We start from the raw sequence: 17,737 nt of genomic DNA, 5'->3' as shown, positions 1-17,737 counted from the left end.
CTTATTCTTGTGTCAGGCTTATTTTAGAGGAAGTAAACAACCCGGTAAAACTTGGCCTGGTTACCATCGTTGTAATATTTCTTATGGTGGGCAGGAAATCATCACTGATAACTATCGAATTTTAACTCAGTACGAAGAAAATACTCATTTTCATGGGCATGGTGAACAACAACCAAATAGTTATAACCAACATCACGGGCATCCTAGCCAAGCTATTCAACAACAATGTCTGCAGGGTCCTTTCGGCAACACAGCATGCGGCTTCAACTGTATAACTTCTATCAATTCAGTAGCATGTGCCTCTTCTCCCGATCAGCAATGTGTATCAGATAACTTCGGTCATATCGCTTGTGGTTATGGTTGCGTTAAAACACCCTTAAAAGTGGCATGTGCTAGTCAACGCGGAGAAAATTGCATTGTAAATAGTTTTAATGAAGTGCGCTGTGGCCGAGGCTGCAGAATGGATGGCTTCAATCATATCCAATGTAATTAGAACACTATCCTCGGGTTAATCACATAACCCGAGGCAATTTCAGTCGTATGAACGCTCATAGCGATAGAACGTCATATCATAATTATTTTTTTCATCTTTTGGGACAAAGACTGCTTCTTCGACTTGCCATAATGCCTTATCAAACTCAGGGAAAAAAACATCTGCTGAAAATTGATGATGAATGACTGTTAAATAGATTCTTGAGGCTAATGGTAATGCCTGTTTATAAACCGTAGCCCCCCCGATAATCATGGTTTCTGGAACATCCGATACTTTAGCTAAAGCATTCTCTAAAGAATCCACAACTTCAGTACCGTCAATATCTTTCACTTGCCGACTTAATATTATATTTAATCGTCCGGGAAGCGGTTTACCAATTGAGTCAAATGTTTTTTTACCCATGATTATTGGCTTACCCATAGTCAGTGTTTTAAAGCGTTTTAAGTCTGCGGGAAGATGACAAAGCAGGTGGTTGTCTTTACCTAAACCATTGTTTTCATCAATTGCAGCAACGAGACTTATAATAGTCATGCTTTTTCTCTCTGTCTTGCCATGAATTGTGCCATTTTAACTGCTGCTAACATGCTTCCTACCTCTGCCGTACCAGTTCCGGCTAGATCAAGCGCCGTTCCATGATCTACAGAGGTTCTAATAATGGGTAATCCCAAGGTGATATTTACTGCCGAACCAAAACCTGCATACTTTAGAACGGATAAGCCCTGATCATGGTACATAGCAATAAAGGCATCGCAGCAATCAAGATTACGAGGGGTAAATAATGTGTCTGCCGGAAAAGGACCGTGAACGTTAATACCTTCTTTTTTCAACTGCTCGAGCGCCGGAGTAATGATTTCGATTTCTTCCCGTCCTAAATAACCACCCTCGCCCGCATGAGGATTTAAGCCTGCAACATAAAGACAAGGATTCCTAATACCAAAATCTCGTTTCAATGTAGAATTAATTTGGTGGATAACCTGCTTAATCGTTGAAATAGAAATCGCATCGGCAACAGCTCTTAAAGGTAAATGGGTGGTTACCAAAGCAACTTTCATTATCTCACAAGCTAACATCATGACCACAACATCTGTTTTACAACGGCTTGCAAAAAACTCGGTGTGACCAGTAAAAGGAATTCCGGCCTGATTAATTACCGCTTTATGAACGGGTGCTGTTACTAATCCTGAAAACTCACCTTGCAAACATTGATCTGCTGCCAAAGTTAGCATTTCAATCACATAAGATGAATTTTTTGGATTGAGCTTCCCTGGTATTACATTTTCTGGACAAGGAATAGAAAGGACCGTTAGATGACCTTTACGAATTATTAAGGGAGTTTCTGGTTGATAATCCGTAAAAGTAATCTTTAGTTGAAGCGTCTGGGCTCGTTGTTGAAGCAAATTTTTATCACCCAGGATGACTATCGGTAACTCATAATCAGCAAGGGCAAGACATAAATCAGGTCCTACCCCTGCCGGCTCACCACTACTTACAAGTAGTGGTTTTATCATGCCAGATCCTTATCCATGATATTGATGTATGCAGTCGAACGTAAATGTTGCTGCCAGTTCTGCACAGCTTCAGTAAATTTACGTTGTTGTAGAAATTGTCGTACTTGTTGACGCTTGAATGACTCAGAGTCATCTATTTTTTTCCGTTCCAGCACTTCAATCAAGTGCCAGCCAAATACAGTTTTTACTGGTTTGCTTACCTTATTTAAAGGCAGAGCATCCATTGCTTTTTCAAATTCGGGAACAAGCTCACCAGGATTTACCCATCCAAGATCACCACCTTTAACAGCGCTTGCTGCATCCAGAGAATATTGCTTGGCCATTACCGCAAAATCTTTGCCTGATTTTAATTGCTGATACAAGTTATTCACTTGCCGATTAGCTTCTTCAGCGGTCATGCTTGGAGCAGGTTTTAATAAAATGTGGCGGACATGCGTTTTGGTGACTTCATGATGTTGATCAGCACCACCGATAGCAATCAATTTAATCAGTTGGAAACCATTGCCTGTTCTAATTGGCCCTGAAATCTGACCAGGCTTCATCTTCACTACTTCTTTAACAAAGATTTCGGGCAATTCCGCAAGATGACGCTCTCCTAAGTCCCCCCCTTCAAGGGCAAACTCTCCACTTGATTCAGCAATCGCTAACTGACTGAAATCTTCACCACTTTTGATTTTGCCTAATAATTCTATTGACTTTTCACGCGCTTTATTGACTTGCTCAGTTGTGGGTTCTTCAGGCAAAGGAATAACAATATTTTGTAGATGATACGTTAACTGACTTTTATCATCTTGCTGCGCATTTTTTAAATAATCTTCTATCTGAGCAGCACTAACATTGAGATCTTTCCCTACTGCTTTTTGTTGAAGACGGCTAATTAGCATTTCCTTGCGAATATTTTCTCGGTAATTTTGCCAAGTTAATCCCTGTTTAACGATTTCTTCTCGCAATTGAGTTAATGACAAATTATTTGCAGCAGCGATTTTATTAATAGTATCGTTAAGTTCTGTGCTATCAACGGTAATATCATTTTGTTTAGCCAGCTGTAACTCCAGATCCACATCAATTAGATGTTGTAAAACCTGCTTACGCAAGACCTTGTCAGAAGGTAATTGCATACGCTTGGCTTCAAGTTGTCGGCGCAAAATATCTACTTGTGTATTCAATTCACTTTCAGTAATTACCCCTTCGTTGACAACAGCCACCACTTTATCCAAAGGCTGTGCGGCTTCTGCAACAGGAAGTACTGATAGCAACAGCATTAAGAGTGCAATCCGCTTTAACATGTGAATTATCCCCTGTTTAATTATTCCGGCAATGTAGGTCATTCTTAATTAAAATTCAAGCAGCTTTGATAAATTTTAAATCAAAAACTAGCTATTATGGAACTGATCGGCATAAGTAGGTAAATAGGTACGTATTGTACTTGCTGGATCACTATTTCCTACAGAACCGAGTCCCTTTAATAAAATTTGCAAATAGATGTTGTTATTATATATGGGTTGTGCTGAAGCATTTAAACTCTGAAAGCTTCGTCCACCGATTAATCGAACTGCCCAACAACAACTATCGTATTGTACTCCTAAAAAGGACATCATTTCATAGTTTTTACTGATATTGTAATTGTACCCACCTAAGCTACCCCATCTTTCAGTAAAGGGCCACGCATATGAAAAGGTTATTTGATTTAATGGATTCACATTAACCTTGCTCACATCAACCTGTGTTATATCTCCGTTGACGAGGTAGGAATAACCTAGGTTAATAATGCGATTAGGTCCTGGCTGATAGTGTAGATTCAGGCGCCCATTATTAGTCGCCTCTGTATAAGGATCCCAAACATAATCTCCACTTAAAAACCATTTGGAATTGAAATGATACATTGCTCTACTAGCAACGGGAGAATACTCGGCAAGAGGAGATAAAAAGCCTAATGTCAGAGGATTATCATAGCAGTCTCCAGCTGGATTCTGACAAAGCTGCACTCGCCTATTTGCAAAATAGCGACTTTGTCCTATTGAAATACTTGCTTTTTCTGCACCGGTCTCATCAGATAACCACCGGGTTGTCACTGCATAGGAGAGTTGATTCGTATCACCAATTCTATCAAATCCTGAAAAACGGTTTTTACGAAACAACTGATCATAACTAAAAATCATATACCCAGAGTCATAAACTGGAATGGGGGTTTGATTGGCAAAAGGAACATTCAAATAATAAAGACGTGGTTCTAATGTTTGGGTTAAGGGATAATCAAAAAATGAGATCGAACGCTCAAAATATAATCCACTATCAATCGCATAACGAGGAATTGTCCTATCATACTGACTAAACGATGTTGTGCTCACAGGAAAACCATAGCTATTTAAAGGATTACTATCGTTTAATGACGCATAATTATTTCTACTCACATCATAATAGTTTTCGACTACCTCGACTGAGGGAGTAAAGAATCCCCAAGGTTTTATTTGTGGAAAGGACAATACAGGGTTTAAATGGTAGCGAGGACCTTGTGGCTTAACAATTTGTCGATTGATAACTCTTAATGATTTGATTGATGGATCATCAGGCCATACGAACTGATCATATTGCCCTAATATCGACAAATTTCCATTAAACGGTAAATCACCATAATTACCTCGAGCTAAAAGTTGAGGTAGTCGTTGATAGATATTAGCAATAGGCGTTTGATTAACTGGATGTAGTGTCTGATAACTCTGCACCATTCCACGAAATAGCCAATGACTGGTCGTATAACTTAAATTAGCTTCACGCAATAGTTGCCGTTCGGTTAAGATAGCAAAATTACTACTAAAATCCTGAAGAAAATAGTCATCTGACACTTGTTGAAAATTCACTCCAAAATGTAAATTTTGTGCCAGCCAGGTATTATTAAGTACCTGTACAGACCAGCGATCTGTAGACATCCCTTGCAATATAGGGTAACGCGCTTGATGATCTTGGATATAATCTTTAAATGCACGATCGTTTGGCAAAAATCGACCGTTAAAAACGCCTGAAGACATTGATGTCAAATACCTAAACTGTCCACCTAACATCAACCCACGTAAAGAATAGTAGTGGGGGATAATTGTCGCATCATAATTGGGAGCGATATTCCAATAATAAGGTTGTGCATAATCAAAACCACCTACATTTGATGTGCCAATAGTTGGCATTAAAAATCCGGACTTCCGTTCCTTAGAGGTGGGAAAACTTAAATAAGGAGTATAAAGCACAGGTACATCATAAATACGTAATTTAGCGTGACGAGCAACACCAGTTGCTTCAGAGTCGTCTAACGCGATGCTGTCGGCTTCAATTTGCCAAGCCCTGTCTTGAGGTGCACAATTACTGTAGGTTGCTCGCTTTAATAAATAATCCTGATTGGCAAAGCGCTCAATAAAACTGGCTCGCCCCCACGCTGGTAAAGTTGCACCTGGTCGCTGTGAATTAAAGCGATATAAAACGTCTTCAACCTTACCTGATTTATCCTGCGGATAAATCGTTGCTTTCCTCGCAATCATTAAGCGATCAGGTTCCAAGTAATGAACATCACCTAACAATTCAATTTTTGTGACTTGATTGGATTTAGCATCTCGATAGACATACGCAGTTTGCGCATTGACCACACGTTGTGCCTGCTGTACTTCTACATTCCCTGTTAATTGTGAACGTCCTTCGTTATAAAATGAGACCTCATTGGCGTTGATTCGTATTTCATTGGGATCAGCTAAGGGACTCACTTCCAGGGGATGATACTCGCCGCGACAAATGGACACAGTGGAAACTAATTGAGACTCCCATCCCAAGCATTGAGCAAATCGAGAACGAATTGCATCTGTTAAATCAACATCACGCGCGATAACACAAGCTTGAACAGGTTCAACTACCATGATGTTAGCCGCATAGCTCACCATATGATACGTACCGGTGGCTATACTAAGTACAGCAATGCTGCTGGCAAACATATAGCGATGGTCGATCATTTTATTTATTATTTGAGTTATTGAGTTAAACCTAATGTTCACCGCCACCAAAATACCTTATGATGCACATGCACAAAGTGCACGATAATTAATACTTATAAGGTTCACGCTAAAAACCTCTATAAGCAAGAACATGGCATTGGAGTATAGCATGCAAAATCGGCAAAACGCACTTAACAAATGGTTGGAAAAAACACTTACGCCAACTTCATTTTCAATTAGCCCTTTAGCAGGCGATGCAAGTTTTAGGCGTTATTTTCGACTGCAATTAGATACCATCACACAAGTCATAATGGATGCTCCTCCAGACAAAGAAGCCATGCAACCTTTTTTAGCCGTGGGTGATTTACTGACTGACTTGGGAGTAAGAATACCCTCTATTCACGCCCTGGATAAAGCGCAGGGCTTTGCCATTTTAGATGATTTCGGTGATGAACTGCTGCTTAAGCATCTAGCACCAAATACCGCCAACAAATTGTATACAGCGGCAATGAACATCATTCAAATTATGCAGCGTTGCCCCTCTATTAATGCTAATCAATTACCCCGATTTGATAAACAATTTATGTTGCAAGAAATAAGTAACTTCAGAGAATGGTTCCTGCATCGCTATTTAAACCTTCAATTAAGAGCTCAAGAAGAAGAGCTCTTGTCATCTACATTCGATTGGTTAACCGATAAAATTTCAAACCAACCACAGGTTTTTATTCATCGTGATTATCATTCGCGTAACATTATGCTGCTAGATAATACAGAAAACGACATTCAATTAGGCATCATTGATTTTCAGGATGCTATGCTTGGACCATTTACCTATGATTTAGTTTCTCTTTTAAAAGATTGCTACATCCAATGGCCACGCGACCAGGTTATGCAGTGGGTCACTGCCTTTTATGAGCAATCCCCGTTAACGAAAGACATATCCCTAAACGATTTCATTTACGCCTTTGACTTGTGTGGTTTACAAAGGCATTTAAAAGTGTTGGGTGTTTTCTCCCGCTTATATTTGCGCGACAACAAACCGAACTATTTACAGGATTTACCTTTAACGCTTCACTATGTAATGGCTTGTCTAGAAAGTTACAAAGAACTGGAACCGTTTTATGAATTTATGCAGACAAGGATTCGGTTACCATGAAAATTGCTATGATCTTAGCGGCAGGCAGGGGTGAACGTTTACGCCCACTCACGGATGAAATACCGAAGGCATTATGCAAGGTACATGATAAACCCTTAATTGAATACCATATCGCCAAACTTGCACAATGTGGTTTCGAACGCATCGTGATAAATCATGCGCACCTGGGTGGGCAAATACGGCGTTATTTAGGAGATGGAAGCCAATGGGATATTGAAATCTGCTATGCCCCCGAGCCTCCTGGAGGACTTGAAACCGGAGGAGGAATCTATAACGCTTTACCTTTATTAGGTAGCGAGCCATTTCTGACTGTCAATGCAGATATTCTTACCGGATATGATTTTAACGCTCTGCATCTTCCTGCGAAGACTCTGGTGAAATTAGTGTTAGTCCCCAACCCTTCACATAACCAACAAGGCGATTTCGGCCTTAACCAGCAACGGCTTACCAATGAAAAAACTTATACTTTCCCAGGTATAGCCTGTTATCATCCAGATGCCTTTCGTCACTGCCAACCAGGTCGATATTCAGTAGTCCCGTTAATTCGTAGCCTGGCAGAGCAAAATTTGGCAGCCGGCGAAATTTATGAAGGATTATGGATGGATATTGGCTCACCTGAGCGACTCAAGCTTGCCAGTACCATGAGTATTTAAGCTGAAGGACCTGAAGCTTGTGGTGCAGAACTGACTTCAGGAGTAACTTCTGGTGTAACAGTAGGAGCACTTTCTGGTGCTTGTGCTTTTGAAACAGTAGGCTGTTGCGGGTAAGCCCGCTCTTTAACCTCTACTTTAATATCGCCCTTTCCGGCTTCCTTAAAATAATTCTCCACTTGGTGGGCTGCGTCACTTAGTACTTGCTTTGCTTTTTCAACATCAGCCAGCACAGGTTCACCTTTAGAGTCGCGACGAATCTGACCTTTTTCATCACCTTGATAAATCACACTTCCCTTACTTACTAAATTCTCTTCAGCTAAAACAGCCTGCATGATTTTATCGAGTTCTTTCCTGGTTTCGGGATCCAACGCTTCTTTCTTTACTTTTCCTGATTCAACATCTTTTTTGACTATCGAAAAGGCTCTTCTCATTTCGCTTGAGTCATTGACAGCAAATTCGACGACGAGATTACCATCAATTTGGAGTCCAGCTTTTTTAGCAGCTTTCTCTGCTCTGTTTTGCTGTAAATTTTGAAAATCATTAAGTGGCCCAGGTACGCCAGACCAGGGATCGCCCCGGCTTTCCCGTTGATTACGCACCATTTCTACAAACTCATGAATATTATCCAGCGCAGGTTGAGCCTCCTCCAATTTACCAGCAGCACGAAGTCTTGATTCAAATTGGTTTTCAAAATACTCAGCAGCTTCTATGGTAGTGGCTACTTCTTTGCCTTTCACCAACGATTCTTTATTTGGAAGAGTAATTGTTTGTCGCGTTCCCATAATTTGTACTCTCAAAATAGGATAATTATAAATGTGGCTATATCAATTCGTTTAGGTGGATTATAGCAAAATTATATTGTGGCTCTTATAGGTAAAGATACACCAAATTGTTAAGGGAAAGTAAAAGAATGCTTTTATCAGCACAATATCTGAAGTTACAGATATTGTGCTGTCTTAAATTAAAGATCCAAAGGATTTGGGTAAGTATCCGTCACTGATGAAAACGATTTCTTTTTCATGGAATCAAAAGAAAATTCATCAACTTGAATTGCATCCCAACGCGCTCGTTCAACAGCAACCAACGCATCCATTTCTTGTTGAGTCAACTCACCTTTACTCACTTTGATTGCTAGTTGTTCTTTCAGCACACTAAATTTAACGCGTTTTAAGTCAGGTATTTTTTTGTACAGAGCGCCATGCTTGATAATTAGCTGCAATGCTTCTTCCATTCTATCCACTGGTTGATTAGCATCACCGCTTAGATAGATCAATTTCTTGATGCTATCCCGATAGTGATTATTAGACATCATTAATTGGGCTAATTGATGATCTAAGCGATCGCTTGGGTAACGCATTGTTTGTCCTAATGGAAATACGAGTAAACGCACTAATATACCGAGGACTCGCGAAGGAAAGTTATGACAAAACGTAATCATCGCTTTTTGTGCATGGTAGTAGCAATAGCTGACTGCCCATTTCGCATGAATTTTTTGGTCAGCATGCTCTTCATTTTTTTGGCAATACCGTAAAGCCGCCATAGCCATGTAAAGATAAGACATCCCATCAGCCAATCTTGCTGATAAACGCTCCTTCCTTTTTAAGTCACCACCTAGATAGATTAATGACAAATCAGCCAGCCATGCATAGGCGTAACTTAAGCGTGATAATCGTTGATATTCTCTTTTTAATTTGCTGTCAGGAGTTGATATGAAGAAACCACCCGTCCAGGCAGAGCAAATTGCTTTAGCAAAATTTTGCATGAAGTAACTTATGTGCTGCCAAATGATTTGTCTAAATCCAAGCTTGTCGTCGCGAGATATCGCATAAAACTCATCACGAACAAAAGGATGACATGCCATAGAACCTTGGCCAAAAATAAGTAAATTACGGGACATAATATTTGCCCCCTCTACTGTAATTGAAACAGGCACACCAAGATAATAACTGGATAAATAATTCCGCGGCCCAACTACAACTGCTCGACCCGCATGAATATCCATCGCATTATTAATCGTGGCTCGGCCAATTTCCGTATTAAAATACTTTGTAATTGCAGACGCTACAGAAGGCTTTTTATGTTCGTTGACCGCGGCCACGGTGAGTAAGCGTGTGGCATTCGCCAAATAATTTAAACCAGCAACCTCAGCAAGTTTTTCCTCTATACCTTCAAACTGCCCAATTTCCGTATTAAACTGACGGCGAATTCTTGAAAATGCTCCAGTGGTTAAATAGGCCACCGTTGAAGACGCAGCACCTAAAGCGGGTAAAGAAATCGAGCGTCCAATGGATAAACACTCCACTAGCATCTGCCAACCATGGCCTGCATTTTTTTGACCACCAATAATCGTTGTTAGCGGCACAAAAATATTTTTCCCACGAAGAGTACCATTCATAAATGGCTGCATCGCAGGTAAATGGCGATTACCAATTTCAAGATTTTCTGTATCACGTGGAATTAAGAGACAGGTAATACCTTCTTCGCCCACGCCATTGAGCAATCCATCAGGATCTTTTAGATTCACTGCCAAACCAATTAACGTAGCTACTGGCGCTAAGGTTATCCAACGCTTATTTAAAGTAATATCAAGGCCGACGATAGTTTTATTGGCTATCTTTCTTTTCACCACAATCGCTTCAGATTGAATCGATGTGGCATCACTTCCTGCTCCTGGCTCTGTTAACGCAAAGCAAGGTATATCAATTCCCTTCGCTAAATTAGGCAAATATTGGGCTTTTTGCTCATCAGTACCGTAGTAGTTAAGAAGTTCTCCTGGACCTAATGAGTTTGGTACCATTACGGTCACCGCCGCGATACCAGAGCGACTTGCAATTTTCATGACTACATCTGAATGAGCACGAGCGGAAAAACCTTTACCACCGTATTCTTTGGGGATAACTAAACCAAAAAAGCCTTTTTCTTTAATAAAATTCCACACGTCTTCAGGTAGATCGCCCGCTTGACTGATTTCCCATTCATTAAGCATGTCACACAAAGTTTGTGTTTCATTGTCAAGGAATGACTGCTCTTCCGGAGTTAACTCAGAAGACACACTCGCCAAGCGATCCCAGTTAGGAGTACCTGTAAAAATGTCTTTTTCAAGCCAGGTATCACCGGCATTAAGCGCTTCTTCTTCTGTCTTGGATAGTTTGGGGATGGATTTACCGACTCGCGCAAATAAGAAATCACTGATCGCAAATCGCACGGAGTCCATGCGAATGATTAGAACAGTGGCAAGAATAATTAACCAAATAAGAATGCCAGGAATCCAATGCATGCCGATAAAAAAAGTCGCAATTAATAAGTAAACAGCACTGCCGATTTCCCAAACAAGTGAATTTAAACCTCGATAGAGTACTGCTAATGTGAATCCAAGATAAACAAGAAATAAAAGTGTAGCCATCTCAATACCTTCCTTTTCCCTATTGATGGAGGTCCACGAATAGAAGTAAGTATATACCTGACTGACATAATTTTGCGAGTCATCAACGTTGATAACTAATAAAACTTCATTTAGCTTGCTTTCATAGAACGAATCATTTAGCGTATTCTTTTTTAAAAACCTCTTACCACAATGAATCAACGTCTTGTTTGGAACTTTGAAATTAACAATACTCCTATATTAAACATACAAGACTTACCACAGAGTGAGAAAGAAAGTATTAAATGGGAAGCCAGGTATTTTTGGTCTCAAAAAGAGATTATTTGCTTAAAGGGGCTCAATGATAGTTTCCTTGATTTAGGCAATTATGAGATTAAGCATCGAAACGATCAGTATTTATTATTAGCTGACGACAATTACAATCTTAAAAAGCGACGCGACGAATTACAGTATAAACCTTTATTGAAAGAAATAGATGGCATCCGAGGCTATGGTAGCAAAATTGATCTTTGCCATAATTCAGCGCCAGAACATTTATCCTTAGAAACTATTCAGAAACAAGCATTAACCATTGCAGTCCCTAAAATTGCTTTAATCTACAAATTTCCAACTGTCCCGGTTGTTAAACTTGAATTGGCAAGACTTACAGTAGCCGAAAAACACTTCTTTACGGTCTGCATCGAAGGCCGGTCGCAATTCTTGGTAAATCATATTGCAAAACACTTGCTGCCTAACCAGGTTTCTTGCGACTATGTGAACTTCCTAAAACAAATCATAAAGCCATGATGCAAACTCTTTTAGCCATTATGTTTAGTTTTGGCAAAATTGGCATAATTTCTTTGGGTGGCGGCAACTCCATGCTGAAGCTATTGGAGTATGAAGCTGTTACTTATCGCCATTGGATTGGTGAAGAAGAATTTGTACAAATGATAGGCTCAACATTTTTATTCCCTGGACTTACTGTCGTTAAATTAGCCGCCCTTATAGGGTATAAAGCAGCAGGCATCAGTGGCTTAATTATGGCTGTGCTTTGTCTAAACTTACCCGGCTTATTGACAGCTGTCTTAGGTTATCAACTTTTAACCAGTCATAATGGACCTGTCGCTCGCAAAATCATGATAGCCGTACAATATGGTGCTTTGGCTTTGTTAGCTGCAGCCTCATTTTCTGTCGCACAAGGTGTAGTCAATTCTTATTATTCTCTCCCAATGGCCTTTGCTTGTATTCTCTTTTTCCTAAGTTTGGCTTATTTACAGCTCTCACCTTTTTGGGGATTTATCGCATTTATCAGCATTTGTTTTTTTCTCATTCGTTAGAACGCTTGCTTGAAATACCAAGGTACACTAACCTAGGCCTATAATTCAGTCTGGAGTTCTTGGCTTGTGAGTAACGATTTAGACAATCCTGAATACTTTATCAACCGCGAATTCACCGCGTTGGCTTTTAATGAGCGAGTTTTACAACTTGCCAAAGATGAGCGTGTACCGCTACTTGAGCGCATGCGCTTTCTTTGCATTTGCAGTGGCAATCTTGATGAGTTCTTTGAAATTCGTGTCGCTGGTCTTAAAGAAAAAATTGCAATTTCCTCACGTAAAACCTACATCGATGGTCTACAAGCCACCGAAATTTTCACTCAACTGAGCAAAAAAGTTCATTTACTGACAGATGAGTTATACCACATCTTTAATAAACAATTGCTTCCTGCAATGAAAAAGGAAAATATCCATTTCCTGACAGCTGCAGAATGGACCGATGATATTCACTTATGGGCAAAACATTATTTTAAAAATGAAATCCTGCCCATTGTTAGCCCTATTGCGCTCGATTTAGCACATCCATTCCCGCGACTATTTAATAAGAGTTTAAATTTCATTATTTCTTTACGAGGCAAAGACGCGTTTGATCGTAATATTGATTATGCTGTCGTTCACGCTCCACGCTCCTTACCGCGTCTTATCCACTTGCCTTCTGAGCTTTGCGAACGAGGTAGTACCCATTTCGTTTATTTATCATCGATCATTGAAACCCATATCCACAGTCTATTCCCAGGTATGGAAATCAATGGTTGCTATACGTTTCGCCTTACTCGTAACAGTGATTTGTTTCTACGTGAAGAAGAAATTGAAGATTTAGCCGTGGCTGTGCAAAGAGAATTATTTTCTCGTCATTATGGCCATGTTGTTCGCCTTGAAGTTGATAAACACTGCCCCAGCAATATCGTTGACTTCCTCTTGCAAAAACATCATCTCCACCATGAAGATGCTTATTATTGTGATGGGCCGGTTAATTTCCAACGTTACTTTAGTGTTATCAATCGTATTGAGCGTCCTGATTTAAATTACCCACCACTGAGTGTGCAATACCCTGGCATTGTTCATCAAAAGCGCAATATTTTTAATGCCCTGGATGAACAAGATATTTTACTGCATCATCCTTATCAAAGTTATGATGTCGTCATTGATTTTGTACGTCAGGCAGCATCTGATCCTAATGTATTGGCAATCAAGCAAACACTTTATCGAACCCACTCCGAATCAGTCATGGTAAAAGCTCTGATCGAAGCTGCACGCTCCGGTAAAGAAGTAACAGCCGTGGTGGAATTGCGTGCTCGTTTTGATGAAGAATCAAATTTAAAACTGGCCAACCACCTTCATGAGGCAGGCGTACTCGTTCTCTATGGGGTTATGGGATATAAAACGCATGCCAAAATGACTTTGGTCGTTCGTCGAGCTCATGGCAAGCTAAGACGCTATGCGCATCTAGGCACAGGGAATTATCACGAACAAACGGCTAAACGTTACACAGATTTAGGCTTGCTCACCAGTGAACCAACTATTACTGCTGACGTCCAAACAATTTTCCAACAGCTCACAGGTCTTGGCAAAGCCGTTAAGCTTAAAGCGTTATGCCACTCCCCCTTTACCTTGCAAAAGAATTTATTACAGCTCATTGATGATTGTGTTCAAGCGGCGAAAGCAGGTCAGGAAGCGGAGATTAATATTAAGGTTAATGGTCTCACCGACAAAACGATGATTAAAGCCCTTTATTGTGCATCGCAAGCCGGCGTAAAAATTAATCTATTAGTGCGTAGTGTTTGTTGTCTTAAACCGGGTATCCCCAATGTGTCTGATAACATTCGCGTTCTTTCAATTGTAGGCCGTTTTCTCGAACATCATCGCATTTACTCTTTTCGCACAGGAGAAAATGAGCGCATCTATTGTTCCAGTGCTGACTTAATGGAGCGCAATCTCTATAACCGGATTGAAGTGATGTTTCCGATTCTTGACGAGAATCATCAACGACGAATCAAACAAGAAATCTTTAGGAATTATCTTAAAGACAACTCCAATGCCTGGGAAATGCAAGCTGATGGTAGCTACAAATCCGTGACACGCGGTAGTTATAGCGCTCAAGAAAAACTACTAGAACTTTATGCAAAAAATGGAGAGAACTCCTAGCATGACTAAATGACAAGAGTCTTACTTGCCCGTCCTGGTTCTTCTCGTGCCAAGCGAGGAACAAGATAACCTGGAAGTCTTTTTTGCAATTGTCTATAGAGTGTCAATGAGGTCTCTAGTGGGATATCAAAATGTGCAGCGCCCTTAACCTTATCCAATAAATGAAGGTAATAGGGCAGTACGTCACATTGAAATAATTGTTCACTTAATGTAACTAGACTCTCCACATCATCATTTATCCCTTTCAACAATACAGACTGATTAAGTAGAGAGCATCCTGCTTGTCGTAACAATTGACAAGCCTGTGCGACAGAATCATCCAATTCATTGGCATGATTACTGTGAATGACTATCACTTTACGCAAAGAACTAGATGATAATAGCTCTAAAAATTCTTCATCAATTCGTTCCGGCAGCACCACGGGAACTCGAGTATGAAAGCGTAAGATCTTAACATGCGCAATTTGTTCTAATTGCCTCAAAAACCGACGCAATGAAGAATTGGTTGCCAATAAGGGATCTCCTCCACTTAAAATCACTTCATGAATAGTCACATCGTTTGCGATGTAATCCAATACCGTCTGCCAGCCTTCTCGCCCAGGATTGTTGTCTTGATAAGGAAAATGTCGTCTAAAACAATAGCGACAATTAACAGCGCAGACTCCTGTTAAGGTCAAGAGTACACGCCCTTGATATTTATGCAGTAACCCTTGTTGAGATGTTGCTGCATTTTCAGCCAGTGGATCGGCTTCAAAACCATCAACATCTTGCAACTCCTCATCTACTGCTAAAACTTGCAAAAGTAATGGATCATTAGGATTTCCCGCTTCCATACGCGCAGCAAAGCCTCGCGGCACACGCGTTTTAAAGGTTTGTTCTGCTTTAACACTACCCAAAGTTACTGGTAACGATAAAAATTCAAGCAATTCATTGACTGAGGCAAAACCTTGAGCCAGAATTTTTTGCCAACTCACAGAGGTATCTCGCATTAATTGTACAAAATTGATAAACTGCGTGAACTCTAGCGAAATTGGAACAAAATCTCAACAGTGGAGCACTGATGGCAATTTACAGCACCAATGAATTTAAGAACGGTTTAAAAGTTATGATTGATAATGCGCCTTGTAGCATTGTCGATTGCGAATTTGTTAAACCAGGAAAAGGACAGGCATTTACCCGAGTAAAAATCCGCAACCTCAAAACAGGTCGAGTCGTTGAGCGGACCTATAAATCAGGGGAAACATTGCCTTCTGCTGACGTCGCCGACGTTGAAATGCAATATTTATACAATGACGGTGAGCATTGGCATTTTATGGTCGTAGATACTTTCGAACAGTATGCAGTAGGCCCTGAATCGGTGGCTGATGCCAAGCAGTGGCTTAAAGAACAAGATCTCTGCGTTGTAACTTTATGGAACAATGAAGCAATTCAGGTAATGCCTCCTAACTTCGTTATTCTTGAGATTACTGAAACCGACCCAGGGCTTAAAGGCGATACCTCTGGAGGCGGCGGAAAACCAGCCATATTAGAAACAGGGGCTGTTGTTCGTGTACCTCTTTTCGTGCAAACTGGCGAATTGATTAAGGTCGATACACGTAAGGGTGAATACGTGTCTCGAGCCAAGGAATAGAAAAAGGATATAAGGAGAGAGGGATGCCTGCAATTAACTTTAGAAATGCTTTTGAAGCGCTACAACTCTCTCCTGGTGTTAGTTTTACCGAAATTAAATACCAATACGAACACTTAGTGTCTTCCAAAAATCCCAATGCAAATAAAAGTCAGGAAGGTCTTTCACCGCAAGATATTGCAGCTGCTTATAATGACTTACAACTTTTAACAAAGCCTTATGAGGAGTTAAGTCAAATAGAACAAGCGTCATTGCTGGATGCTTTTAATGAAATGCCTGAATTAGAACTTACATTTTGGCTGCAACTTTATCCTCATAATACGACTAGTTTTTATTGGCATAGTAAATCCTATCCCCAACTCGCCACAAATTTGGCTACATCTCTTTATAAAACCACTGCCCATCGGACTGCTTCATCAGTAGGAACTTTTTTCTCAATGTTTACAAGCTGCTACAGTAATCCAGGTATTGTTAGTGATAATGAATACCAAGAGGATGTTGAGCTTCCTTTATGGACAAAAAAAACTCAGTAATGATTTCTTTTTTGTACGGCTCCAATGATGTACTGTAGAATCTGTATGGCAATATCATTACCAGTCGCTAACTCCATCCCTTTAAAGCCTGGAGATGAATTCGCCTCACAGATTTTAAACCCTTGCTCAGCAAATAATAAATCAATACCAGCAATTTCAAGATTAAGTAATTGTGCACAAGAAATTGCCAACTGTTCAATCTCGGCACTTACACGATAAGGGTTGACTTCTCCACCCAGAGAATAATTGGCTTTAAAACTATCCTTAGCAGTGCGTTGCATACACCCAATAACTCGCCCTCCCAAAACAAAAACACGCAGATCTCGACCATAACTTGTCGAGACAAATTCCTGAAGAATCATTTGATGATTACCACTATGACTCGCGATAAGCTCCATCAAATCTCGAAAACTATTTGCAGATTCACATAAATGGATACCAATACCTCGAGCACCAGAAATGTTCTTGATCACCAGTGGAAATCCTATCTCTCTCTCAACAACCGAAACTGGAACAGGAAATTTCACAAGCATTGTCTTAGGAAAAGGTAAATCACTCTGGGCAAAAAGTTGGCTCAGCAACATTTTATCGCGAACTGTTTCAACAGCACTGGCATTATTGCACGTATAAACACCTGACTTTTCCAGTTGTCTAATAATAGCCAACGCAAAATAACTTGTCTCAGCACCTAAACGTGGCATTAAAAAATCAGGTAAAGCAACACGAGAACCATCAAGAAGTATGCTTTTCATATCTTCTTTTGTGACAACAAGCTCAAATTGCTCGGGCTTATACACGTCTAATTCGATGTTCAATTCTGCGGCAGCAGACAATAAGCGATTAACACCATGGTCATTGCTGGATAACTCTTCTAGATTACGTTTATATAAAATCCAACCTTTCATCGATTAGCCTTAATTATGCTTGAGCTTTTAAGGGAAATTTTAACTGAATAC

At 40.2% G+C, this 17,737-nt stretch carries 16 protein-coding genes (1 of these 16 only partly in view); 8 read left to right on the top strand and 8 right to left on the bottom strand.

All coding sequences use genetic code 11. The features are described from left to right. A protein-coding gene (locus LHA_RS16315; RefSeq protein WP_065238330.1) for a DUF3421 domain-containing protein crosses the window boundary here: on the top strand, nt 1–493 show its 3' portion. 341 nt of this gene lie to the left of the window's left edge; the window shows 493 of its 834 coding nt (coding positions 342–834); the start codon falls outside the window, past its left edge; the stop codon is at nt 491–493. 39 nt (nt 494–532) lie between these two features. On the opposite strand, the gene LHA_RS01420 is transcribed toward LHA_RS16315, so the two are convergent. From LHA_RS01420 to LHA_RS01405, 4 genes are all read right to left on the bottom strand, one after another. After that, on the bottom strand, nt 533–1,024 hold the full coding sequence (locus tag LHA_RS01420) for a dihydrofolate reductase (protein ID WP_045104962.1): 492 nt from the start codon (nt 1,022–1,024) through the stop codon (nt 533–535). Next, nucleotides 1,021–1,998 (bottom strand): 4-hydroxythreonine-4-phosphate dehydrogenase PdxA, encoded by a 978-nt coding sequence (pdxA, locus tag LHA_RS01415; RefSeq protein ID WP_045107328.1) that lies wholly within the window; start codon nt 1,996–1,998, stop codon nt 1,021–1,023. The genes LHA_RS01420 and pdxA overlap by 4 nt, the downstream gene beginning before the upstream one ends. Further along, nucleotides 1,998–3,287, bottom strand: coding sequence for a peptidylprolyl isomerase (locus tag LHA_RS01410; protein WP_045104961.1), 1,290 nt, complete (start codon nt 3,285–3,287; stop codon nt 1,998–2,000). Before LHA_RS01410 ends, pdxA begins: the two co-directional genes overlap by 1 nt. An 87-nt stretch (nt 3,288–3,374) precedes the next feature. Further along, nucleotides 3,375–5,990: an LPS-assembly protein LptD gene (locus LHA_RS01405; protein WP_102046622.1), complete on the bottom strand. Its 2,616-nt coding sequence runs from the start codon at nt 5,988–5,990 to the stop codon at nt 3,375–3,377. 151 nt (nt 5,991–6,141) lie between these two features. Between LHA_RS01405 and LHA_RS01400 the strand changes: the two genes are divergently transcribed. Both LHA_RS01400 and murU read left to right on the top strand, forming a co-directional pair. Further along, nucleotides 6,142–7,128, top strand: coding sequence for an aminoglycoside phosphotransferase family protein (locus tag LHA_RS01400; RefSeq protein WP_045104960.1), 987 nt, complete (start codon nt 6,142–6,144; stop codon nt 7,126–7,128). Next, nucleotides 7,125–7,781, top strand: a complete 657-nt coding sequence (gene murU / locus LHA_RS01395) for an N-acetylmuramate alpha-1-phosphate uridylyltransferase MurU (RefSeq protein WP_045104959.1) — start codon at nt 7,125–7,127, stop codon at nt 7,779–7,781. The genes LHA_RS01400 and murU overlap by 4 nt, the downstream gene beginning before the upstream one ends. Here murU and LHA_RS01390 read toward each other — a convergent pair. Beyond that, complete coding sequence (locus LHA_RS01390) at nt 7,778–8,563, bottom strand: hypothetical protein (protein ID WP_045104958.1); 786 nt, start codon at nt 8,561–8,563, stop codon at nt 7,778–7,780. The two genes, murU and LHA_RS01390, sit on opposite strands and share 4 nt — an antisense overlap. A 179-nt stretch (nt 8,564–8,742) precedes the next feature. Further along, entirely contained in the window at nt 8,743–11,184 is a 2,442-nt protein-coding gene (locus LHA_RS01385) for an acyl-CoA dehydrogenase (RefSeq protein ID WP_045107326.1), read from the bottom strand. 171 nt (nt 11,185–11,355) lie between these two features. Here LHA_RS01385 and LHA_RS01380 point away from each other — a divergent pair, with 171 nt between their 5' ends. The 3 genes from LHA_RS01380 to ppk1 all read left to right on the top strand — a co-directional run bounded on the left by LHA_RS01380 (nt 11,356) and on the right by ppk1 (nt 14,621). Then, a complete protein-coding gene (locus tag LHA_RS01380) occupies nt 11,356–11,949 on the top strand; it encodes a hypothetical protein (protein WP_045104957.1) in 594 nt (197 codons plus the stop codon). Further along, entirely contained in the window at nt 11,946–12,479 is a 534-nt protein-coding gene (locus tag LHA_RS01375; protein ID WP_045104956.1) for a chromate transporter, read from the top strand. The genes LHA_RS01380 and LHA_RS01375 overlap by 4 nt, the downstream gene beginning before the upstream one ends. Before the next feature lie 66 nt (nt 12,480–12,545). Then, the gene (gene ppk1 / locus LHA_RS01370) at nt 12,546–14,621 is read left to right on the top strand and encodes a polyphosphate kinase 1 (protein ID WP_045104955.1); all 2,076 of its coding nucleotides are present in this window, start codon (nt 12,546–12,548) and stop codon (nt 14,619–14,621) included. A 5-nt stretch (nt 14,622–14,626) separates the two neighbouring features. Here the strand turns inward: ppk1 and epmB are convergent, their stop codons facing one another. Continuing rightward, complete coding sequence (epmB, locus tag LHA_RS01365; RefSeq protein WP_256597229.1) at nt 14,627–15,628, bottom strand: EF-P beta-lysylation protein EpmB; 1,002 nt, start codon at nt 15,626–15,628, stop codon at nt 14,627–14,629. 53 nt (nt 15,629–15,681) lie between these two features. Between epmB and efp the strand changes: the two genes are divergently transcribed. Continuing rightward, complete coding sequence (gene efp, locus LHA_RS01360) at nt 15,682–16,251, top strand: elongation factor P (protein ID WP_045104953.1); 570 nt, start codon at nt 15,682–15,684, stop codon at nt 16,249–16,251. Between the two features lie 23 nt (nt 16,252–16,274). Continuing rightward, entirely contained in the window at nt 16,275–16,781 is a 507-nt protein-coding gene (locus LHA_RS01355) for a hypothetical protein (RefSeq protein ID WP_045104952.1), read from the top strand. On the opposite strand, the gene LHA_RS01350 is transcribed toward LHA_RS01355, so the two are convergent. Next, nucleotides 16,775–17,686: an ATP-grasp domain-containing protein gene (locus LHA_RS01350; RefSeq protein WP_045104951.1), complete on the bottom strand. Its 912-nt coding sequence runs from the start codon at nt 17,684–17,686 to the stop codon at nt 16,775–16,777. The genes LHA_RS01355 and LHA_RS01350 overlap by 7 nt on opposite strands. Between the last annotated feature and the right edge of the window lie 51 nt (nt 17,687–17,737).

This window comes from Legionella hackeliae (assembly GCF_000953655.1).
Classification (GTDB): Bacteria; Pseudomonadota; Gammaproteobacteria; order Legionellales; family Legionellaceae; genus Tatlockia; species Tatlockia hackeliae.
The sequence above is the reverse complement of the archived record's forward strand: the minus strand, read 5'-3'. Positions and strand labels throughout refer to the sequence as shown.

What these genes read in the sequence shown, in the direction of transcription:
- LHA_RS01385 (WP_045107326.1), bottom strand. Translation starts at nt 11,184, where the DNA reads ATGGCTACACTTTTATTTCTTGTTTATCTTGGATTCACATTAGCAGTA.
- LHA_RS01420 (WP_045104962.1), bottom strand. Translation starts at nt 1,024, where the DNA reads ATGACTATTATAAGTCTCGTTGCTGCAATTGATGAAAACAATGGTTTA.
- LHA_RS01350 (WP_045104951.1), bottom strand. Translation starts at nt 17,686, where the DNA reads ATGAAAGGTTGGATTTTATATAAACGTAATCTAGAAGAGTTATCCAGC.
- LHA_RS01400 (WP_045104960.1), top strand. Translation starts at nt 6,142, where the DNA reads ATGCAAAATCGGCAAAACGCACTTAACAAATGGTTGGAAAAAACACTT.
- LHA_RS01410 (WP_045104961.1), bottom strand. Translation starts at nt 3,287, where the DNA reads ATGTTAAAGCGGATTGCACTCTTAATGCTGTTGCTATCAGTACTTCCT.
- LHA_RS01380 (WP_045104957.1), top strand. Translation starts at nt 11,356, where the DNA reads ATGAATCAACGTCTTGTTTGGAACTTTGAAATTAACAATACTCCTATA.
- murU (WP_045104959.1), top strand. Translation starts at nt 7,125, where the DNA reads ATGAAAATTGCTATGATCTTAGCGGCAGGCAGGGGTGAACGTTTACGC.
- LHA_RS01405 (WP_102046622.1), bottom strand. Translation starts at nt 5,990, where the DNA reads ATGATCGACCATCGCTATATGTTTGCCAGCAGCATTGCTGTACTTAGT.
- LHA_RS01375 (WP_045104956.1), top strand. Translation starts at nt 11,946, where the DNA reads ATGATGCAAACTCTTTTAGCCATTATGTTTAGTTTTGGCAAAATTGGC.
- efp (WP_045104953.1), top strand. Translation starts at nt 15,682, where the DNA reads ATGGCAATTTACAGCACCAATGAATTTAAGAACGGTTTAAAAGTTATG.
- LHA_RS01390 (WP_045104958.1), bottom strand. Translation starts at nt 8,563, where the DNA reads ATGGGAACGCGACAAACAATTACTCTTCCAAATAAAGAATCGTTGGTG.
- LHA_RS01355 (WP_045104952.1), top strand. Translation starts at nt 16,275, where the DNA reads ATGCCTGCAATTAACTTTAGAAATGCTTTTGAAGCGCTACAACTCTCT.